Annotated in this window: 20 protein-coding genes; 4 read left to right on the top strand and 16 right to left on the bottom strand. The window is 61.0% G+C overall.

Annotation, left to right across the window (positions count from 1 at the left end):
• Positions 1-22 precede the first annotated feature (22 nt).
• Entirely contained in the window at positions 23-2,953 is a 2,931-nt protein-coding gene (gene uvrA / locus OB03_RS04890) for an excinuclease ABC subunit UvrA (protein WP_461343387.1), read from the top strand.
• A gap of 55 nt (positions 2,954-3,008) precedes the next feature.
• On the opposite strand, the gene OB03_RS04895 is transcribed toward uvrA, so the two are convergent.
• Both OB03_RS04895 and OB03_RS04900 read right to left on the bottom strand, forming a co-directional pair.
• On the bottom strand, positions 3,009-3,869 hold the full coding sequence (locus OB03_RS04895; RefSeq protein ID WP_461343388.1) for a hypothetical protein: 861 nt from the start codon (positions 3,867-3,869) through the stop codon (positions 3,009-3,011).
• Between the two features lie 16 nt (positions 3,870-3,885).
• Complete coding sequence (locus OB03_RS04900) at positions 3,886-4,818, bottom strand: hypothetical protein (RefSeq protein WP_461343389.1); 933 nt, start codon at positions 4,816-4,818, stop codon at positions 3,886-3,888.
• An 86-nt stretch (positions 4,819-4,904) separates the two neighbouring features.
• Between OB03_RS04900 and trmFO the strand changes: the two genes are divergently transcribed.
• Positions 4,905-6,326 carry a methylenetetrahydrofolate--tRNA-(uracil(54)-C(5))-methyltransferase (FADH(2)-oxidizing) TrmFO gene (gene trmFO, locus OB03_RS04905; RefSeq protein WP_461343390.1) on the top strand — a complete coding sequence of 474 codons (1,422 nt, stop codon included), beginning with the start codon at positions 4,905-4,907 and terminating at the stop codon, positions 6,324-6,326.
• A gap of 21 nt (positions 6,327-6,347) precedes the next feature.
• Here the strand turns inward: trmFO and OB03_RS04910 are convergent, their stop codons facing one another.
• Genes OB03_RS04910 through OB03_RS04920 form a run of 3 tightly spaced genes read right to left on the bottom strand, consistent with a single transcriptional unit; the run spans position 6,348 to position 8,001 of the window.
• Positions 6,348-7,124, bottom strand: coding sequence for a sulfite exporter TauE/SafE family protein (locus OB03_RS04910; protein ID WP_461343391.1), 777 nt, complete (start codon positions 7,122-7,124; stop codon positions 6,348-6,350).
• A gap of 3 nt (positions 7,125-7,127) precedes the next feature.
• The gene (locus OB03_RS04915) at positions 7,128-7,661 is read right to left on the bottom strand and encodes a rhodanese family protein (RefSeq protein WP_461343392.1); all 534 of its coding nucleotides are present in this window, start codon (positions 7,659-7,661) and stop codon (positions 7,128-7,130) included.
• Between the two features lie 22 nt (positions 7,662-7,683).
• A complete protein-coding gene (locus tag OB03_RS04920) occupies positions 7,684-8,001 on the bottom strand; it encodes an ArsR/SmtB family transcription factor (protein ID WP_242913343.1) in 318 nt (105 codons plus the stop codon).
• Between the two features lie 69 nt (positions 8,002-8,070).
• Between OB03_RS04920 and OB03_RS04925 the strand changes: the two genes are divergently transcribed.
• Positions 8,071-8,943: an MBL fold metallo-hydrolase gene (locus OB03_RS04925; protein ID WP_242913342.1), complete on the top strand. Its 873-nt coding sequence runs from the start codon at positions 8,071-8,073 to the stop codon at positions 8,941-8,943.
• Between the two features lie 2 nt (positions 8,944-8,945).
• Here the strand turns inward: OB03_RS04925 and OB03_RS04930 are convergent, their stop codons facing one another.
• The 11 genes from OB03_RS04930 to OB03_RS04980 form a co-directional block, all read right to left on the bottom strand.
• Positions 8,946-9,248 carry a hypothetical protein gene (locus OB03_RS04930; RefSeq protein ID WP_242913341.1) on the bottom strand — a complete coding sequence of 101 codons (303 nt, stop codon included), beginning with the start codon at positions 9,246-9,248 and terminating at the stop codon, positions 8,946-8,948.
• Positions 9,248-9,874 carry a squalene/phytoene synthase family protein gene (locus OB03_RS04935; protein ID WP_461343393.1) on the bottom strand — a complete coding sequence of 209 codons (627 nt, stop codon included), beginning with the start codon at positions 9,872-9,874 and terminating at the stop codon, positions 9,248-9,250. Before OB03_RS04935 ends, OB03_RS04930 begins: the two co-directional genes overlap by 1 nt.
• A gap of 121 nt (positions 9,875-9,995) precedes the next feature.
• The gene (gene secF, locus OB03_RS04940) at positions 9,996-10,976 is read right to left on the bottom strand and encodes a protein translocase subunit SecF (protein WP_242913339.1); all 981 of its coding nucleotides are present in this window, start codon (positions 10,974-10,976) and stop codon (positions 9,996-9,998) included.
• The gene (gene secD, locus OB03_RS04945) at positions 10,976-12,574 is read right to left on the bottom strand and encodes a protein translocase subunit SecD (protein WP_461343394.1); all 1,599 of its coding nucleotides are present in this window, start codon (positions 12,572-12,574) and stop codon (positions 10,976-10,978) included. The genes secF and secD overlap by 1 nt, the downstream gene beginning before the upstream one ends.
• Before the next feature lie 42 nt (positions 12,575-12,616).
• A complete protein-coding gene (gene yajC / locus OB03_RS04950) occupies positions 12,617-12,922 on the bottom strand; it encodes a preprotein translocase subunit YajC (RefSeq protein WP_242913337.1) in 306 nt (101 codons plus the stop codon).
• Between the two features lie 164 nt (positions 12,923-13,086).
• On the bottom strand, positions 13,087-14,190 hold the full coding sequence (locus OB03_RS04955) for a peptidoglycan DD-metalloendopeptidase family protein (protein WP_461343395.1): 1,104 nt from the start codon (positions 14,188-14,190) through the stop codon (positions 13,087-13,089).
• Positions 14,191-14,302: 112 nt separating this feature from the next.
• Positions 14,303-14,947 carry a protein-L-isoaspartate(D-aspartate) O-methyltransferase gene (locus OB03_RS04960; protein WP_242913335.1) on the bottom strand — a complete coding sequence of 215 codons (645 nt, stop codon included), beginning with the start codon at positions 14,945-14,947 and terminating at the stop codon, positions 14,303-14,305.
• A gap of 10 nt (positions 14,948-14,957) precedes the next feature.
• On the bottom strand, positions 14,958-15,749 hold the full coding sequence (gene surE / locus OB03_RS04965; RefSeq protein WP_242913334.1) for a 5'/3'-nucleotidase SurE: 792 nt from the start codon (positions 15,747-15,749) through the stop codon (positions 14,958-14,960).
• A gap of 9 nt (positions 15,750-15,758) precedes the next feature.
• On the bottom strand, positions 15,759-17,087 hold the full coding sequence (serS, locus tag OB03_RS04970; RefSeq protein ID WP_461343396.1) for a serine--tRNA ligase: 1,329 nt from the start codon (positions 17,085-17,087) through the stop codon (positions 15,759-15,761).
• A 95-nt stretch (positions 17,088-17,182) separates the two neighbouring features.
• The gene (locus OB03_RS04975; RefSeq protein WP_461343397.1) at positions 17,183-18,487 is read right to left on the bottom strand and encodes a YceI family protein; all 1,305 of its coding nucleotides are present in this window, start codon (positions 18,485-18,487) and stop codon (positions 17,183-17,185) included.
• A gap of 68 nt (positions 18,488-18,555) precedes the next feature.
• Positions 18,556-19,266, bottom strand: coding sequence for a YceI family protein (locus OB03_RS04980; protein WP_461343398.1), 711 nt, complete (start codon positions 19,264-19,266; stop codon positions 18,556-18,558).
• Between the two features lie 204 nt (positions 19,267-19,470).
• Here OB03_RS04980 and mutL point away from each other — a divergent pair.
• Positions 19,471-20,742: DNA mismatch repair endonuclease MutL (gene mutL, locus OB03_RS04985; protein ID WP_461343399.1), on the top strand; the 1,272-nt coding region annotated here is incomplete at its 3' end.

Here is a 20,742-nt window from a genome sequence, read left to right on the forward strand (position 1 = left end):
TCTCCCGCGTTCACGGGCCCTGATGATCGAAAAGCATAACAACATCCGTGTGCGCGGCGCGCGCCAGCACAACCTGAAGAATGTCGACATCGATATTCCGCGCGACAAGCTGGTGGTCATGACCGGCCTCTCGGGTTCGGGCAAATCCTCGCTGGCGTTCGATACGATCTACGCCGAGGGTCAGCGTCGCTACGTCGAAAGCCTTTCGGCCTATGCGCGCCAGTTCCTCGAGCTGATGGGTAAGCCGGATGTGGACCTGATCGAGGGCCTGTCTCCGGCCATTTCGATCGAGCAGAAAACCACATCCAAGAACCCGCGCTCCACCGTCGGGACCGTGACGGAAATCCACGACTACATGCGTCTATTGTGGGCGCGTGTGGGTGTTCCCTACTCCCCTGCGACGGGTTTGCCGATTGAAAGTCAGACCATCAGCCAGATGGTCGACAAGCTGTCAGCCTTGCCTGATGGCGAACGCATCCTGTTGCTGGCTCCCGTCGTGCGCGGTCGCAAGGGTGAGTACAAAAAGGAAATCGCCGAGTGGCAGCGTCAGGGCTTCCAGCGCCTGAAAATCGACGGAGAATTCTATTCCATCGAGGACGCGCCGACGCTCGACAAAAAATTCAAGCACGACATCGATATCGTCGTCGATCGCCTCGTCACCAAAGAAGGCCTTGAGAGCCGCTACGCCGACAGCCTGCAGACTGCGCTTGGGTTGGCCGACGGGATTGCCGTGGCTGAATGGGTAAAACCTGCCGAGGGCGAGACCGAGCCTCGCACCCTCACCTTCTCGGAGCGGTTCGCCTGTCCGGTGTCGGGTTTCACGATCACCGAGATCGAGCCGCGCCTGTTCTCGTTCAACAATCCCTTCGGGGCCTGCCCGAAGTGCGACGGCCTTGGCGTAAAACTGGCGTTTGATGCCGATCTGGTAGTGCCTGACCGCGACAAGACCTTGCACAAGGGTGCCATCGCGCCGTGGTCCAAGGGGCAGTCGCCGCTCTATACCCAGACGCTACAGGCGCTGTCGCTGCATTACGGCTTCTCGATGGACAAGCCGTGGCGCGAACTGCCCGAGGACGCCCAGAGGGTCATTCTGCGCGGTACGGGCACGACCAAGATCAAGTTCGTCTACGACGATAATGCGCGCAAATACGAAGTCTCCAAGCCGTTCGAGGGCATTCTCCCGAACCTCGAGCGCCGTTGGCGCGAGACGGACTCCGCTTGGGTTCGCGAAGAACTTGGCCGCTACCAGTCCGAAACGCCGTGTGATGCCTGCGGTGGCAAACGCCTGAAACCCGAAGCACTTGCCGTTAAGGTCGGTGGTGAGGACATTGCCGACATCTCCGAACTGTCCATCAGCAAGGCCTTCCTGTGGTTCTCCACGCTGGAGGACAGCCTGACTGAAAAGCAGATGGAGATTGCGCGCCGTATCCTGAAAGAGATCACAGACCGGCTGCGCTTCCTGAACAACGTCGGTTTGGAATATCTGAATATGTCGCGCTCGTCCGGCACTCTGTCGGGCGGCGAGAGCCAGCGTATCCGTCTGGCCAGCCAGATCGGCTCTGGTCTGACCGGTGTGCTTTACGTTCTGGACGAACCCTCCATTGGCCTTCACCAGCGCGACAACACCCGACTGCTGGAAAGCCTGAAAGGGCTGCGTGACCTCGGCAACTCCGTGCTGGTCGTCGAGCATGACGAGGAAGCCGTCTTGTCGGCCGACTATGTCATCGACATGGGACCGGGCGCGGGCATCAACGGTGGCCACGTGTGCGCCGAGGGTACGCCAGAGCAGATCATGGCCAACCCCAAAAGCCTGACGGGCCAATATCTGACGGGCGAACGCGAGATTGCCCTGCCTGTCGATGGTCGTCGTCCGATCGATCGCAAGCGCATGCTCAAGGTTTCGGGGGCAACCGGAAACAATCTGAAGGATGTCACCGGCGAAATCCCTGTTGGCGTGTTCACCTGCATCACCGGCGTGTCGGGCGGTGGCAAGTCCACCTTTACCATCGAGACCCTGTACAAGGCCGCGGCTCGCCGACTGAACAATGCCTCGGCGGCACCGGCTCACTTTGACCGTATTGAGGGGCTGAACCACTTCGACAAGGTCATCGACATTGACCAGTCGCCGATTGGCCGCACACCGCGCTCGAACCCCGCCACCTATACCGGTGCGTTTAACCCGATCCGCGACTGGTTTGCCGGCCTGCCGGAATCGAAGGCCCGTGGCTATGGGCCGGGGCGGTTCAGCTTCAACGTCAAGGGTGGCCGCTGTGAAGCCTGTCAGGGCGACGGGGTCATCAAGATCGAGATGCACTTCCTGCCGGACGTGTACGTCACGTGCGACGTCTGCAAGGGAAAACGCTACAATCGCGAAACGCTGGAGATCCTGTTCAAAGGCAAGAGCATTTCCGATGTCTTGGAGATGACGGTCGAGGAAGCCGCCCGCTTCTTTGACGCTGTCCCCTCGATCCGGGACAAAATGCTGACGCTAACGCGGGTCGGGCTCGGGTATGTGAAAGTCGGTCAGCCAGCGACCACCCTGTCAGGGGGTGAAGCCCAGCGGGTGAAGCTGGCCAAGGAACTGTCGCGCCGTGCGACTGGCAAGACGCTCTACATCCTCGACGAGCCGACCACGGGTCTGCATTTCGAGGACATTCGCAAGCTTCTGGATGTGCTTCAGGAGTTGGTCGACAACGGCAACACCATCGTCGTGATCGAGCACAATCTCGATGTCATCAAGGTTGCCGATTACATACTGGACTTCGGTCCCGAGGGCGGCGATGGCGGCGGTGAAATCGTCGCGGTCGGTACGCCGGAGGAAGTCGCGGCGAACACCAAGAGCTGGACGGGCCGGTACCTCAAAGAGGTGCTTGAGCGCCATGAAGACCGCCGCAAGGCTCGCGTCGCCGCACTCACGCAGACCAAATCCAAGGCCAAGGCAAAGGCCGGATAGCAAAAAGGCCGGAGATCAGATCTCCGGCCTTTTCATTATCTGAAACACGCTCGCCTCAGGCTTTCCGCGATTTCCAGGCAACCGCCATGGGCGGGTACAAAATGAGCAGCTGTGCCGCGCTCAGGGCCGCGCTGACCACGATCCAGACGAACAGGGCCGCGATCATCGGACCCGATATCGCTGCACTGGTTTCCAGAACACTGAGGCCGCCCGTCAGTGCTGTCAGCGGTGCCGTGACGATGGAGCCGAGGAAGCTAACCGCCAACGAGAGCAGCATGGCGAGCAATACCATTCCCAACAGAGGCCAGAAATGGCCCTTGGTAGCCGCCAAGCTACCAAAGACCACGATCCGTTCCTCGGTCACGGTCATTGGCACCGCCAGGTAAAGTCGAACAGAAACCCAGATAAGAGCCGCCACGACTGCAAGCATAATCGGCAGAGCCGCGATAGCCAGCAGCGGATATCCCCCGGCTGCAAATCCGATCAACACACCGGCCAGCCCGAAGCCGATGATCGCGATTGCGCCAAGCATCAGTCCGACCATCAGATTGACCGCCACCACGCGCAACTCCGTCTTACCCAGACGCAGATAGGAATAGCGGTCGGGAACTGGCGTCAGCACTGCACGCATAATGGCGCACTGCACGATCGAGTTCACAATGAGCGATGGCAGCAGGGTGATTGAAATCAAGCGCCCGTAGGCATTCATCATCGACAGGACTTGCGCCTGGTCTGGCTCCCCGCCCGAACTGACTTGGGAGGCTGCCCGCATGATCTCGCCGAGGGGCTGATAGGTCACCACCAACAGCAATGCCGAAAACACGGCATACACGAGTGCTAGCGCGATAAACATTCTGGGTTCGCGACGCGTGAGGCGAAATCCCTCAAACGCGGCGTCGGTCGGCGAAAATGTCATTTAAGACCCTCGAATTTCAGAGCTGAGCATCAGGTTCGGGCTGCTGCGCAACAGGCGCAGAACCATTGTGATCCAGCTGCTTCCAGATCGAGTACCACGGGCCCATCGTCAAGACGACTTGAGCTCCGGCCAGCACCGCCATCGCGACGAAATAGACCACTAGGCCCGGAATGGTCAGAGCGAGGATCGTTCCAGGTGCTAGATCGAAACTCCATCCAGTCGCGGCACCGACAATCAGCATCGCAATCAGCGCGACGATCATGATCACGACCACGAACACGACCGCAATCAATAGCATCATCAGAAACGCCAGAAGCCCCGCACCCAGAAGCGGCCAGAATCGACCCTTCGTCGCCTGCCAGCCCTCAACAAAGGCGAAGTTACCCTTGTCCAGCGTCGCCGGAATAATCAGTGACGCCCTGATGCCGACCCAAATCGTTGCGGCGATGGCCGCAAGAACCAAGGGCACAGCCACCAAAGCGCCTGCGACCTGAGACACGTAACTCAGCGGGACAACAATCAGACCGATAACAACTGCGGCCACCATAAAGCCAATGCAGATGGCGGCGATCATGCCGAGATAGACTAGAAACACACGCACCTCGTCCATGCCGATGCGCAGACCAAGCCATGCTTTAGTGCGGGTACGTCCCCACATCATGAAACCAACGGCCACATAGATCGGAATAGCCGCGACGACCTGAAGTACGTTGCCCAAGCCGCTCACAGCGTTGACAGCGAGAGACGTTCCCAAACCTAAATCCTCGGGAGTTCCACCACTTGCACCGGCAGCAGCGGCGGCGAGGAAGATTGGCATGAAGGCCAGAAGGATAAAAACAACCGGGACATACATAAGCAGGCCCCATATCGCGACGCGACGGTAATTTTCCTTGAGGAACGTCAGCGAGTCAGTGACTGCCGTCCATGGATCGAATGTTGCTGCAGTCATAAGCCGCTCCCCGTTTGATTCCGCCAGAGCCTATATCAACGTATAGCCGCATGACAGCGAGGCCATTGATCGGTAGAAGCGCCCTCATGTCCACCACCTCCCCTATTCGCCCCGTCCACGTTATTGGCGGCGGCATGGCCGGCTCGGAAGCTGCTTGGCAGATCGCCAATTCGGGCGTGCCGGTAACCCTTCACGAAATGCGCCGCGACGAAGCCGGTGCAGACGGTGAAGTCGTCAAGGTTCGTACCGACGCGCACCAGACCGCCGGCTTTGCCGAGCTGGTCTGCTCCAACTCGTTCCGCTCGGACGATTGGGAATACAACGCTGTCGGCTTGTTGCACCAAGAGATGCGCGAGCTGAACTCGATTATCATGGCATGCGGTCATGAACATCAGGTTCCTGCTGGCGGCGCGCTGGCGGTTGACCGCGACGGCTTCTCGGACGCTGTAACCAAGCGCCTGATGGAACACCCGCTGATCACCATCGAGCGTGGTGAAGTGGCAGGCATCCCGCCGGAAGACTGGGACAATGTGATCGTCGCCACCGGCCCGCTGACGTCCGAAGCACTGGCTGACGCCGTTCTGAAACTGGGCGGTGAAGAAGGCCTGAGCTTCTTTGACGCCATCGCGCCGATTGTTCACGCCGACAGCATCAACTTCGACATCGCGTGGATGCAGTCGCGCTATGACAAGGAAGGCCCGAGCGGCGAGACCGCGGCCTACGTCAACTGCCCGATGGACAAGGAACAGTACAACGCCTTCATCGACGCGCTGCTGGCCAGCCCGACCGCTGTATCCAAGGAATGGGAACACGTCCCCTACTTCGATGGCTGCCTGCCGATTGAAGTGATGGCAGAGCGCGGTCGCGAGACTCTACGCCACGGCCCGATGAAGCCGGTTGGCCTGACCAATCCGCGCAACCCAACCGTCAAATGCCACGCCATCGTGCAACTGCGTCAAGACAATGCTCTGGGCACGCTTTACAACATCGTCGGTTTCCAAACTAAGATGAAGTACGGCGCGCAAACCGAAGTGCTGCGCATGATCCCGGGTCTGGAGAATGCCCAATTCGCCCGTCTGGGCGGTCTTCACCGCAACACCTACCTGAACTCGCCCAAGCTGCTGGACAAGCAACTGCGTTTTAAAGCTCTGCCGCGTCTGCGCTTTGCCGGTCAGGTCACGGGCGTTGAAGGCTATGTGGAAAGCGCCGCCATGGGCCTGCTAACGGGTCGTCTGGCTGCGGCTCAGGCTCTGGGTCGCCAGATCGATGTCCCGCCGCCGGAAACGGCCATGGGCGCATTGGTCGAGCACATCACCGGTGGCCACATGGAAGGCTCGAAGTTCCAGCCGATGAACATCAACTACGGCCTGCTGCCGCCACTGGAAGCGCCCAAGGTTGATGAAGACGGCAAGCGTATCCATCCCAAGGAACGCGGCCGGGCCAAGAAGCGTCTGCAGAGCATCCGCGCTCTGGACGCGCTGAAGAACTGGCGCGACGTCAACTTCTAAACCCGACGGGCGGCTGAAAAATCAGCCGCCCGTTATTGCTTTAAAAGCCACATAGACCGCCACCAGCAGGATCAACCCTGCGAACAACCGCCGCCCCAGCGCAGCGTAATCGGCCAGAAGTCGGGAGATCGGCAAGCCGACCAAGGTGCCGACAACTCCGCCAAGCGCCATGACAGCAACGGCCACCCAGTCGACCATGCCCGACAGGCTGTAGTTGACCGCGGTACTGGCTCCGAACGCCGCGACGCTGAGAAGCGAGGTCGCCTGAGCTGCGGCCAGAGTCATTCCCGTGGCCCACATCAAGCCCGGAACGATCAGGAACCCGCCACCGATACCGAAGAAGCCAGCCGCACTGCCAACGACCGTCGCTGCGCCTGCGAGGCGAGGTGCCATGGCTCGGTTCAGGCGCACAGAAGGGTCTCCAGGGTCCTTCTTCGGCTTCAGCATGGAGGCACCGATCAGGCCCATAGCCATTGCAAAGGCGAGTAATAGTGCGTCACCGGGTATGGCCTTGGCTACCGATGAGCCCACCCATGATGCCGCCGCGCCGATCACGGCGAACATGATGGCGCAAGGCCAGCGCACACGCCCTGCCCGCGCCTGACCCGCCAAGGCCGTCAGACCGTTCAGGGCAACGCCTGCTGCCGAAATGCCAATGGCCGTATGCGGATCTGCGACGCCCACGACGTAAAGCAGCAATGGGACGGCCAGAACCGACCCGCCACCGCCGAACACCGTCAGCAACAGGGCCACCAACCCTCCACTGAGGGCCGTCAGCAGAAGCTGGGTCGGTTCCATGGGTTAGGCCTTTTTCATTCCGCGGTTCCACGGCATTACGGCCAGCAAACGCGCCATTCCACAGAAACCCGTCGCACCCGCAACAAACAGACCAGCGCCGACAAATGCGCAAAGCCCGAAGAATGCCGGATGAACGGCGGTGCCCAACACCGCTCCGGTCAGGATCAAACCACCCGCTGCCATCTGAACCTGACGCATCAGTTCAAGCGGTTGCTTCGTATCCAACTTGATCGGCAGGCCAGCCTTCTTCCAAGCCTCAAGGCCGCCATCGAGCACGAATGCCGTCCCGACGACGCGGGCGTCCAGACGTTGGCAGTTGCTGGCCGTGCGGTTGCCGCTTCGGCACATGAAGATGGTGTCTTTACCCGCCTCTAGTTGCGGGTTGGCATTTTCGAACACAGACATCGGGGCCGAAACCGCGCCTGCAATGTGCTCACGCGCGTATTCGTCTGACTCACGAACGTCGATCAGGACAGCCTGTCCGGATTTCAAACGTGCAGCGACATCCCGAGGAGTCAGGACGACGAGAGGATTCATGGGGGATTTCCTTTCGGGGAGGTCAGCCCGCCATCGGCGGACAATAGATTTCGGCCAAGGTGCCGATCACCTTCATCGCGGAGGGATCGCTGATGCTGTAGAAGACTGCCGTGCCCTGACGACGCGACGAGATCAGTCCATCCTCGCGCAGACGGGCCAGATGCTGGGACAGCGCCGACTGGGACAGGCCCAGGTGAAGCTCTGCTACCTGCCGCTCGCCCTCACCGATCTGGCAAAGGATCATCAGACGGCTTTCATTGGACATCGCCTTGAGCAGCTTTGCGGCCTTGTCGGCGTTAGCTTGGAACTGCTCGAGGCTTATTTGCGTGAGATCAACCATGCCGCATATATATTAGCTCTTGCTAAATTAGCAATGCCTAATATTTTAAGGCTCGGAATGGAGGCACGTATGACCCATACCCACACCCCCGAGGTCACCGGCTTTTTCGACACGGCGACAAACACGGTAAGTTATCTGGTGGTTGATCCGGCGACGAATAGTGCGGCCATCATCGATCCGGTGCTCGATTACGATCAGGCCGCTGCGCGCACCTCGACCGCTTCAATCGAGCGTATCCTGACGCACATTCGCGATCACGATTTGAAGCTCGTGCGCGTACTTGAAACCCACGCACACGCCGACCACCTCACGGGCGCGGATGAAATCCGTCACCGCACCGGCGTGCCAATCGGTATCGGCCAGCACATCACAAAGGTCCAAAAGGTATTCGGCAATCTGTTTGATGCACACGACGTCACGCCTGATTCCGTGGTGTTCGACGAAACCTATTCCGACGGCGACCACTTCATGATCGGTGCCCTAGAAGCGCGTGTCATACACACCCCCGGTCATACGCCCGCCTGCGTGACCTATGTCATCGGGGACGCAGCGTTCGTCGGGGACACCTTGTTCATGCCCGACTACGGTAGCGCGCGTTGCGACTTTCCGGGCGGGGATGCGCGGACACTCTATCAGTCCATCCAGCGCATTCTTTCGTTACCGGATTCGACGCGCGTGTTCGTCGGGCACGACTACCTGCCACAGGGTCGAACCGAGTTTGCTTGGGAAACGACAGTGGGTGCCCAGAAGGCGTCGAACATCCACGTCGGCGGGGGGCGCAGCGAGGACGACTTTGTCGCTATGCGCGAAGCCCGCGACGCCACACTGTCCGCGCCCAAGCTGATCTTGCCCGCCCTTCAGGTAAATATCCGAGCGGGGGCTCTGCCGCCTGCCGAGGAAAGCGGCAAGCGGTTCATCAAACTGCCTTTGAACCAGATCTGAGATTAGGCCATCAGCTTCTGAGCGATGATGCTGATAGCCCACATCAGGATGGGCGGCGTGGCAACGATTATCGAGGACAGATAACGGCGACGCAGCAGCAGCCACCATGCGACCAGCGGGCAGACCATGAGCATGACGTACGGGATCATCGTACCCAGCGCGGTGCCGAGCCCGACCTGACCATCGCGGAACAGGCCCCACGTCAGCACGACGGGCAACAGGCCCACGACCGTTCCAGCCAGCCCAAACAGGGTCGTGACTGCCAGCCACAGAGCCGCGGGTCGGCGCAGTTGCGCTTCATTCATTAGATTCGGCCCCTCACCGTCGCCCAGAATATCTGCAGTCGTTTAAACGGTTCGGGTGCCTGACGCGATAGCGCAGCGTGGGCGACCGCCGGAAACGCTGTCGCAGGCAGACGCGCCAGATCACGATTGGCCTGCGCCTTGGCTGCCTTGGCCTCGGCCTCTTGCCCCGTTTGCATCAGACCATAAACCTGCCCTGCCCCCGCGACGGCGTCGTCATGCCCCTCTCCGGCGAGGATGCGTGCCGCCAACTGCATCGGCGCAACAAAGAGCGCAGCCAGATCGTGGGGGTGGCCGTTCACGCGATCAACGTGCGCATCGATCAGCGCCTCGAACGGCCCTCGCGGCAAATCATGACGTGCAACGACCGCCGTCAGCCTTTCCAGTACGGGGTGACCGATGCGGGGGTTATTGGAGAACACGCCGTCCAACTGTTCCGACCACCAAGTGTAGCGCATCTCGGCAAGCATCGGCTGGGTTACGCGCGTGGGAATGGCCAGCAGTTCGGCTTCCAGTGCGTAGAGCGTAACAAGATCAGCCCTCAGCGAGGGGTCAGACACAAAGCGGCTGGATAGCCAGCGGTCGTGTTCGGCTTCGCGCACCTGCGCATCGAGATCAAATCCGGTCATTGCCTCACCCGATGGCGCATGCCGTCCTCCCAAGCAAGGCCGAACCCTTGGCGTAAGCAAAAGAAAAGGCCCGCTCGACCATGGGGCGAAGGGGCCTTCAAAGCTTGAACTCAGTCGCGCCTTACGGGCGGCTGGCCATGCCGAACTTGACCGGCTTGTTATCGTCGTCGCCATCCTTGCTGAGTGCACCACGCTTCACGCCCCACATCAGCACGACCGGCGTACCAATATAGATCGACGAGAAGGTGCCGATGATGATGCCGATCATCAGAACGATGGAGAAGTCGAACAGAGCCGGACCACCCCAGATCGCCAGCACAGCCAGAACGCCAACGGCGGTGACGCCGGTGATGATCGTCCGTGACAGGGTCTCGTTGAGCGACAGGTCGATCACGTCGCGCAGCGGCATGGTCTTATACTTGCGCAGGTTTTCGCGCAGGCGGTCGAACACAACGACGGTGTCGTTCATCGAATAACCGATAACCGTCAGAATGGCGGCCACGGTGTTCAGGCTGAACTCGAAGCGGAACAGGACGATCAGACCAAAGGTCAGGATCACGTCGTGCAGCAGGCCGATGATCGCGCCAAAGCCGAACTGCGGCTCGAAGCGGAACCAGATGTAGAGGAACATCAGGAAGATCGCCGCGCCCAGAGCGTAAATGCCCGAACGGAACAGTTCGCCCGATACCTTCGAACCCACAACGCTGACGTTGGAGTACTTCACGTCGCCAACGGCCGACTGGATCGCGCCTTCGACGCGGTTCACGACGGCGGTTTGGTCTTGTCCGGCAGGAACCTGGAAGCGGACGATGGCGGACGAGACGCCGTCGATACCCTGAACCTGAACGTCACCCATATCGAGTGCGCCCACGGCCGAGCGGACCTTATCCAATTCCAGCACCTGACCCGCCGGCTTGGACACTTCAAGCGAAGCGCCACCACGGAAGTCGATGCCGAGGTTCAGACCCGGATAGAAAACCCCGACAATCGAGGCCACGCACAGCAGAACGGCGAGACCGCCCATAAGCTTGGCGTAGCGCACGAAGCGGAAGTTGGTTTTCTGCGGAAGCAGTTTGATGAGAGGCCATCCACGCATCGGCATTACTCCGCGATCGGCAGTTTTTTAGGCTTGGCCACTTTGAGCCAATAACCAAGGAGAACCTGGGCGACCATCACCGAGGAGAACATCGAGGTGAACACGCCAATGGTCAGCGTCCACGCAAAGCCGCGTACAGGACCCGCACCGAACATGAACATGATCAGTGCAGCAACCAGCGTCGTCAGGTTGGCGTCGACGATGGTGCCCATGGCGCGGTTGAAACCGGCATCCATGGTCGCAATCGGAGAACGTCCCAGACGGGCTTCGTCACGCATCCGCTCATAGATCAGAACGTTGGCGTCCACGGCCACGGCGAAGGTCAGAACCAGACCGGCAATACCCGGAAGCGTCAGGGTCGCGCCGATAACCGACATGGCCGCAACGATCAGGATACCGTTCAGGATAAGACCCAGAACCGAGATGCCGCCGAATAGGAAGCCGTAGGCACCGATCATGAAGACGATGATCAGCAGGAAGCCGATGGCCGTCGAGATGGCACCGGCCTTAACAGCATCAGCACCCAGTTCCGCGGTCACCACACGGCGCTCTTCCACCTTCAGCGGAGCCGGAAGCGCGCCACCGTTCAGCAGGTTCACCAGCTCAGCAGCAGACTGGATCGAGAAGCTGCCCGTGATCTGGCCCGAACCGCCAGTGATCGCGCCCTGAATGGTCGGGGCCGAAATGACCTTGCCGTCCAGAATGATGGCGAACGGTTTGCCAATGTTCTGGGCAGTTGCCTCGCCAAAGCGGCGCGAACCCTGACCGTCGAACTGGAAGTCAATAGCCGGACGACCGTTCTGATCGGTACCAACGCCCGCACGGGTCAGGTTCTCACCCGAGACCAGAATACGGCGCTTCACCAGATAAGGCGTGTTGTTGTCGTCGAGCAGCAGTTCGGCATCCGGCGGCACGCGGCCAGCCAGTGCGTCTTGCAGACCCGTGGCCGAGGTATCGACCATCTGGAACGTCAGCTGTGCGGTTTGACCGACCAACCGTTCCAGTTCAGCGGGATCCGACTGACCCGGAGCCTGAACCACAATGCGGTCCGCGCCCTGACGGGTGATCGAGATTTCCTTGGTGCCCGAGCTGTCGAGGCGACGACGAACCACTTCAATCGACTGATCGACAGCGGTTGCACCCATGCTGGACATGCCGGCATCGGTGAAGCCGTAACGGATACGACCGTCACTCAGCTTGGTAACCGCGCGATCCGAAACGCCCTGAGCACCCGCACCGGTGCTGGCCAACTGGCGCAGCGCCTTGAGGGCGGCTTCGTTCTGGACAGGATCGGTTACGGTCACAACCACCCCGCCCTCTTCGCGCTGCAGGTTGCCGACGGCCACCTTTTGCTCGCCGAGGGTGACGCGGACGTCTTCCATCAGGTTGTTGACGCGCTTTGCGCGCATGGCAGGAACGTCAACTTCGAGCAGGAGGTACGAGCCCCCCTGCAGGTCGAGGCCGAGGTTCACACCATTCTTCGGCAGCCAGCCCGGAAGCGCAGCGCGCTGTTCGGACGTGAGCATGCTCGGGAAGGCCAGCAGAAGCCCGATAACGAGCGACAGGCTGACCAAGACGACTTTCCAGCGTGCTAGCTGAATCATGTCAGGGCATCTCCGGGCGGCTAGCCGCCGTTAATGGGGGCCTTAGCCCTTGTCGTTAGCCGCGATTGCGGTGCGGTTACGCACTTCAGCGATCATCGAGCGCACGACGCGGACCGAAACGCCTTGGGCGATGTCGACCATGGCTTCGTTTTCTTCGACGCGCGTGACCTTACCGACCATGCCGTTCGACAGAACGACTTCGTCGCCGCGCTTCAGAGCCTGAAGCATGGCTTGGTGAGCCTTCATGCGCTTCTGCTGAGGACGGATCATCAGGAAGTAGAAGAGCACGAAGATCAGCACCAGCGGCGCGAACTGCATGATGGCACCCATGGCACCCGGATCGGACATATTCAATTTATAGCTCCCCGAATTGGGCCACGCCCCACCTTGGGGGACCCATTGGAAATAAGGCGCGAAAACTAGGGTGCGCGGCATGCATTTGCAACGCGACCCGATGGCAGGGACGGATCATTTCACTCAATCCGTCCCCAATCGCATCGTTTTTTGTGATTTTAGCGCGGCAAAATGCTCAGCGGGTCGATCGCAATGGGATCGTCACCACGCATTTGGCGAACTTCATAGTGGATCGACGGACGGCCATCGCCCGCCGTGGTGCCGACCGTGCCGATGGTTTGGCCTGCGCGAACAGTAGCTCCGTCACGAACCGTTGCCGAACCCAGATGGCTATAGACCGTACGCCAACCGTCGCGGTGTACGATCAGCACCGTGAGGCCCTGCCCCACAATATCGCTACCGACATAGGCCACGGTGCCGTCTGCCGAAGCTTTGACATCCGCGCCTGCCGTAGCGCCAATATTGATGCCGTTATTGCGCTCGCCAAGGCCGCTTGGACCAAAGCGACGCAGGATGTCGCCACGTACAGGCCATTGAAGCGCAACGCGCTGACCAATCGGCGCGGGTGGATTGGTCGCAGACGGCGTGGATTGAGCCGGTGCCGGTTGCGGACGCGGCGCTGCAGGAAGCGGTGCATTCCCGCTCGGCGGCGGCGGCGGTGGCGGCGCAGAAGCCCCGGACGCGATACGTACGCCCGATGGTGCCGGACCGGTGGCGTAAGGATCCGTCCCGCGATCAACCGCCGAAGTCGGCAGGGTCAGCCGCTGACCGGCGGTAATGCTACCGCGGGGGCCGAGATTGTTCAGGTCGATCAGGGTTTGCACCGGAACGCCAAAGCGGCGACCGACGCCTGAAATCGTATCGCCCTGCTGGATCACATAGGCTGCACCCGCTTCGACCGGAGCTGTATTTGCCGGCGGGGTTACCCGGGTGGGTTCACCCGTGGACGGATAGGCCGGACCTGCAGGAGCCGGCAGACCACCGCCCTCGATCGAACCAGCGCTGGCAATCGGCCCCTGCTCTACCGGAGGCGGTGTGTTGGGCTGATAGTAAGGGTTACTGGGGGCAGTCTGCGCGGGTTGGGCCGGCTGCGTTTGCGCGGGTGGCGCATACGGATTCTGACCATACGGCGCCGGCGCCTGCCCCATCGGGGTCGGACGCGTGGAATAGCGCGGCTCAGTCGGATAGGTCGAACAGGCGGCGAGCGTCAGTGCGCTCCCTGCCAGCAATCCCGCCCGTAACCAATTGCGGCTGCTCAGCATCCCCGTCTCCGTCATCACAATTCACATTCAGAATATCCGGGTTGGCCGGATTCGAATCCAGACCAAAACGGCAAACTCGCGCGAAAGTGGGGCGAAATGGTTAAGGGCGTATTTACCCTTCTTTGGCGGTGCCCTCGACCAGCGGGACAAAGCGCACTTCACACAGGCTTTCGCGGGTGAAGCTGCCGTCATCCTGACCGGTGTATCGGTTCAACATCTGAACCGAGGTGCGGCCTACCGGTGCCACCAAAACCCCGTTGGGTTTGAGTTGCTTGAGCAGCTCGGTCGGCTCATGGGGCGAAGCTGCCGTGACCATGATGCGGTCGAACGGGGCCTGTTCATTCCAGCCCACCCCGCCATCGCCGTGGCGCGTGAACACGTTTTCGATACCGAGGCGTTTCAGTCGTCCCTCGGCTTCGGTCAGCAGGCTTTTGTAGCGTTCGACCGTATACACGAAGCGGGCCATCCGGCTGAGGACCGCGCACTGGTATCCGCTGCCGGTGCCAATCTCGAGCACGCGGTGACGCGGGCCGACCTGCAGGGCCTGAGTCATCAGTCCAACGATAAACGGCTGGCTGATGGTTTGGGCGCAGTCGATGGGAAGCGCCTGATCTTCCCAGGCTTGATCCAGAAACTTCTCGTGTACGAACAGCGAGCGGTCGACGTCTTCCATGGCCTTGAGGACGCGCGCATCGGTCACCCCCTGCCGCCGTAGCGACAGGATCAGACGGCCAGCGCGATCATCCCCGAGGTTCATGTGTAGTGCCTTACTTCTCTTGCGGACCCTTGGGCGGAGCGCCGCCCAGTACCTTCTTAAGATCGTTGATCATCGGCATGTGCGTCAGATCGATATGCAGAGGCGTGACCGAGATACGGCCCTCTTCCATTGCACGCAGATCGGTCCCCGCCGGATGTTCATGCGGTGTGCCACGGAAAGCCATCCAGTAATACGGACGACCGCGCAGGTCGTCACGACGGATTGCGTGCAGTTCGCCGATATCACGGAAGCCCTGACGGGTGATCTCGACTTCCTTTACCAGTTCAGGTGGCAGGCGCGGGAAGTTCACGTTCATCACCACGCCATCCGGCCACTTCTGTTCCAGAAGGCGGTTGATAATGCCCGGAGCGAAAGCTTCTGCGGTTTCCCAGTGCGCCGTCACGTCGTCGTGGAAACGCTCCAGAGACTGCGACAAGGCGATAGAGCGAATGCCGAACGCCATGCCCTGCAGTGCGCCAGCGACCGTGCCCGAATAGGACACGTCTTCGCCGACGTTATGACCACGATTGACGCCGGACAGCACCAGATCGGGCTTTTCAGGCATCAGGTCGTTCACCGCCAGAATGACGCAGTCGGTCGGGGTACCCGTGACCGAGAACTTCTTCTCGCCGTGCCTGTTGACGCGCAGAGGCTCGGTGAGCGTCAGGCCGCGGCCCTTGCCCGACTGCTCCACAGCCGGAGCCACGACCCAGACATCGTCCGACAGGGTGCGGGCGATGTTTTCGAGGCAGGTCAGGCCTTCGGCGTCGATGCCGTCGTCGTTCGTCAGAAGAATACGCATGAATACTCTTTAAGCAGCAGCGATGGCGGTGAGACCGCCCATGTACGGTTGCAGCACGGCCGGAATGGCGATGCTGCCGTCCTCCTGCTGATAGTTTTCCATCACGGCAACGAGGGTGCGGCCCACGGCCAGGCCCGAGCCGTTCAGGGTGTGCAGGAACTCGGTCTTCTTCTCGCCGGCGCGTTTGAAGCGGGCGTCCATGCGACGCGCCTGGAAGTCACCGCAGTTCGAGCAGGAGCTGATCTCGCGATAGGTATCCTGCGACGGCAGCCACACTTCGAGGTCGTAGGTCTTCTGGGCCGAGAAGCCCATGTCGCCCTTGCACAGCAGCACCTTGCGGTACGGTAGTTCCAGCGCCTGAAGTACGGCCTCGGCACAGCCGGTCATGCGCTCGTGCTCTGCATCCGAATCTTCCGGTTTGCAGATCGAGACCATTTCCACCTTTTGGAATTGGTGCTGACGGATCAGGCCACGGGTGTCGCGCCCCGCCGAACCGGCCTCCGCGCGGAAGCAGTAGGTCAGAGCTGTCATGCGGATCGGCTGGGCGACTTCCTCATCGCTCAGCACCTGCTCGCGCACGAGGTTGGTCAGCGAAACTTCTGCAGTCGGGATCAGCCAGCGGCTACCGGCCTCTTCATCAACCGGAGCGGCCGGATCACCATCGGCGGCGCGGAACAGGTCTTCCTTGAATTTCGGAAGCTGGCCGGTACCGAACATGGTGTGGTCGCGGACCAGCAGCGGCGGATTCACCTCGGTGTAGCCATGCTTGTCGGTCTGCATGTCCAGCATGAACTGGCCAATAGCGCGTTCTAGACGCGCCAGTTGGCCCTTCAGCACAGCAAAGCGCGAACCGGACATTTTGGCCGCGCCTTCAAAGTCCAGCAGCTTCAGAGCCTCGCCGAGATCGGCGTGGTCCTTCTTCGGGCCAGTAGTGCGCGGGGTGCCCCACTTGCTGACTTCAACGTTGTCGTTTTCATCAGCGCCGTTCGGCACGTCCTCGGCAGCGATGTTCTTCAGACCAGCCAGCAGGTCGCGCAGTTCAGCGCCCTTGGCAGCCTCGACTTCGCCAGCCGTAGCGATTTCGTACTTGAGGGTCTCGACCTCGGCCTTCAGGCGATCAGCCTCGGCCATGTCCTTCTTGCCCATGGCTGCGCCAATGGCCTTGGAAGCCGCATTGCGCTTGGCAAGGGCTTCCTGACCCGTGGTCTGGGCTGCACGAAGAGCGACGTCTAGCTCCAGAACTTGATCCACGACCGATTGGGCATCCTCGACACCGCGCGACGACCAGCCCGCTACAAACGCTGCGGGGTTGTCTCGGATCGCTCTGATGTCGTGCATGATCGTGGCCTAAAGCTAGGGCAGTTAAAGAAAGGCCCTGCTCTACCGTTACTAAAGCTCTCAGGCAAACCCGTTAGCCATAATAGGCGGTAACATTAGGCCGCTTTTTTCGCTCGAACCTTGATCTCGACGTTGATCATCTTCGAGACCCAGCCTGCGGCGGCGTCAGACATCATGCCGAGGTCCAGTTGAGTGCGATCGACCGACACCTTGCCCGAGACCTCGGCCTCTCCCGACGCCTCGTCAAAGGTGAAAGGCAGCACGACGGGCTGGGACGTCGATTTGATTCGCAGCGTGCCACGTGCCTCGTAGTGGTTGCCACCCAAGGCGACGAACTCCGAGGCTTCGAAACGCGCAGTCGGGAACTGGGCCGGATTGAACCATTCAGCCCCTTTGAGTGCCCCGTCCTTGGTGGCGTCTCCGGTTTGGGCCGAGACTGTGTCGACTGTGACCACCGCCGTCGAGCCTGCCAGATCAGCCGGATCGAAATGGATTTCGGCGGTCCAGCTGTTGAACTTGCCTGTAAAGGCTGCGCCCGAGTGCGTACCGCTGAACTGGATCGAGGATGCCGCCTGATCCACGGTCCACGTCGATGCAGCGCCTGCCTTCAGGGCCGTATCGTTTGCAGCAGCAGCCACCGTCGCCGGAGCGTCTGCCTGCGCCAACGGCGCGGGCTTGGCGGCGATTGCGAACGTCAGGCCGATGATGGCGACAAACGCGACGCCTGCGAAACCTTCGACCCATTTTTCCTTTGCGCTTGGCGGCGCGGCCAGTGGCACGTCCGCGTGCGGCAGGACCGGAACCATGTGCGCCAACACGCCTTCACGGTTGAGGAACTGGTGCTTCAACGCCGCCCCAACATGCAGCACCACTAATACGATGGCCCCCCATGCCAGTTTGCTGTGCGCACCCATAGCCATATAGCCGATGGTACGGCGCACGGCCTCGCTCGCATGTTCGATGAAGCCGATGTGCGGGATGGCAAACAGGCCGAACCAGCTTGTCGGTACCGACAGCGGCGTGTCGGTCGCCACGGCCCAACCGCTCGACACATAGGCCCAGCCCGTCAGCGGCAGCCCCAGCATCAGCGCGTAAAACGCCACATGCGTCGCGCGCGCCGCAAAACGCTCCCAGCCATGCATTTGCGCAGGCAACCGCGGCACGGGATGCGTCAAACGCCACACGATCCGCAGGAGCGTAAGCGCCAAAATCAAAAAGCCGACCGACTTGTGAATCTGGAACACGCGATAGGCCAGCGCCTCTGTCTCGGGCTGCTCAATCGCGTCGGACATCCACCACCCCATCGGGATCATGGTCAGAATGGACAGGCCAATCAGCCAGTGCAGAAGGATGGCAACAGCAGAATAGCGGTCGCGGCTGTGGGTGGCTGATGTGGTCATGGCGTTCAACGGGTCTGGGGGATCACAAAAAAAACGGGTGGAGGTCATCCCTCCACCCGCGTTGCCACTTATTGGGCGGCTGCCGGTGCTGCCGGAACCGCTTCCTTGATGAACTCACCGTCGAAGCGCACGGTCACTTCGTCACCGACATAGCCAGCCGCCATGCCGAAATCGGTACGCTTGAAAGTGCCTTCAGCGGCAAAGCCGATGGCCGGAACCTGCATGAACGGATGGCTTTCGATCTCGCCGTTGAAGGTGGCCTTGAAGGTCACCGGCTTGGTGACGCCGAGGAAGGTCAGGTCGCCGGTCACGTCAGCGGTACGGTCGCCGGTCTTGGTCACCTTGGTCGATTTAAAGGTCATCTGGCCGAACCTGCCTGCATTCAGGTTTGCCGGATTGTTGGCGATGTCTTCATTCCAGCTCTTGAAGCCGCTGTGGGCGTGGGTGCCCGTGTAATCCCCCGGGAAGTTGGCATCGACCGACTTGGGATCAACGCTCATCTCCACGGTGCTGTTTTCCAGATTAGACGGATCCAGCGTTACCTTGGCTTCCACCTTGTTGAAGCGCACGGTGTAGTTCGAGATCGAGTTATGCAGCACAGAGGCTTGCAGGATGGCGTGCGTCGGGTCCAGCACATAGACGCCAGCAGGAGCCTTGAGGTCCACCGGACCTGCGGCCGCCGGAGCAGCGGCAGTATTTTCATTTGCGGCGTTCGGCTGACCGCAGGCGGCGAGAAGTGCGGCGGCGGCCACGGCGATAAGGCTGGCTTTGATTTTCATAGTAGACCTTCTTCAGTTTAGCCCTGCCCCGCCACACGAATGTCGAGGCCTTGATGAAGCGGAATCGACCGCTTGAGAACGGTATCAGTATATGTATCAGTTTTAGTTCTACAAGCCCGACCCCAAATAAAATCACATTGAAATGTTAGCTTCCAGCAAACGGTGGATGCATCAAGGCGCTGCGCCGCCTATCTTGAGACTCGCATGCCTATTCGTCGTCTCCCGCCCGAAACCGTAAACCGCATCGCCGCCGGCGAAGTGGTGGAACGCCCTGCCAGCGCCATCAAAGAGCTCGTGGAAAACGCCATCGACGCGGGCGCGACCCATATTGAAATCCAGGCAGACGGCGGCGGCCTGACCCGCATCCTCATCGCCGACGACGGCAAGGGCATCCCAAAGGAAGAACTGCCCATCGCGGTCGAGCGTCACGCGACCTCCAAGCTGGAGCCGGACGATGCAGGAGATGTAGACCTGCTGCGTATCTTTACGCTGGGCTTCCGCGGCGAGGCCCTGCCCTCTATTGGGTCGGTCGCCCGTCTGACCATTACGACCCGCGCCAAGTCCGATGCCGGTCAGCAGGAAGCGTGGGCCATCACCGTCGAAGGCGGCGACCACAAACCGGTCGCACCCGCAGGCTTCCCCGGGCCTCACGGCGCACGGGTCGAGGTGCGCGACCTGTTCTATGCCACCCCCGCCCGACTGAAGTTCATGAAGTCGGAGCGATCCGAAGCCATGGCGATCTCCGAAGAGATCAAACGTCAGGCGATGGCGCATGAAGATGTGGCTTTCGCCCTGACGCTGGACGGCAAGACGACGCTGCGCCTGCCCGCCGAACACAAAGGCGATGAAGGCCGCCTACGCCGCCTGGGCGCGATCCTTGGGCGCGACTTTGAAGCCAATGCCCTGCTGATCGATCAGGAGCGCGACGGGGTACGCCTGTCGGGTTATGCGGGCCTGCCGACCTATTCGCGAGGAAATGCTGCGCACCAGTTCCTGTTCGTGAATGGTCGTCCCGTGCGCGATCGCCTACTGCAAGGCGCGCTGCGCGGGGCCTATGCCGATTTCCTCGCGCGTGACCGCCATCCGGCAGCAGCGCTGTTTATCGATATCGACCCGCTTTACGTTGACGTGAACGTTCACCCCGCCAAGGCCGAGGTCCGTTTCCGCGATCCGGCATTGGTGCGGGGTTTGATCGTCGGCGCATTGAAACATGCGCTGCATGCTGCCGGTCACCGCGCCTCCACCACCGTGGCGGCCGATGCTTTGTCGGGCTTTCAACCGCATACAGGCGTGCAGACCTATGGCGATCAGGCCTCCATGCCCCCGTCTGCAGCGGGCTTTTCGGGTTGGGCTGGTTGGTCCAAGCCCGACGCGGTTTCCCAGATCATCCCCGGCTTGTCGGAGCGTTCAGCACGCGTGGAGCACACTTGGTCGGGCCAGCACGCCGCGCCGACTTTCCGTACCTTGTCCGAGGTT

This window comes from Brevundimonas sp. GN22 (genome assembly GCF_054824005.1).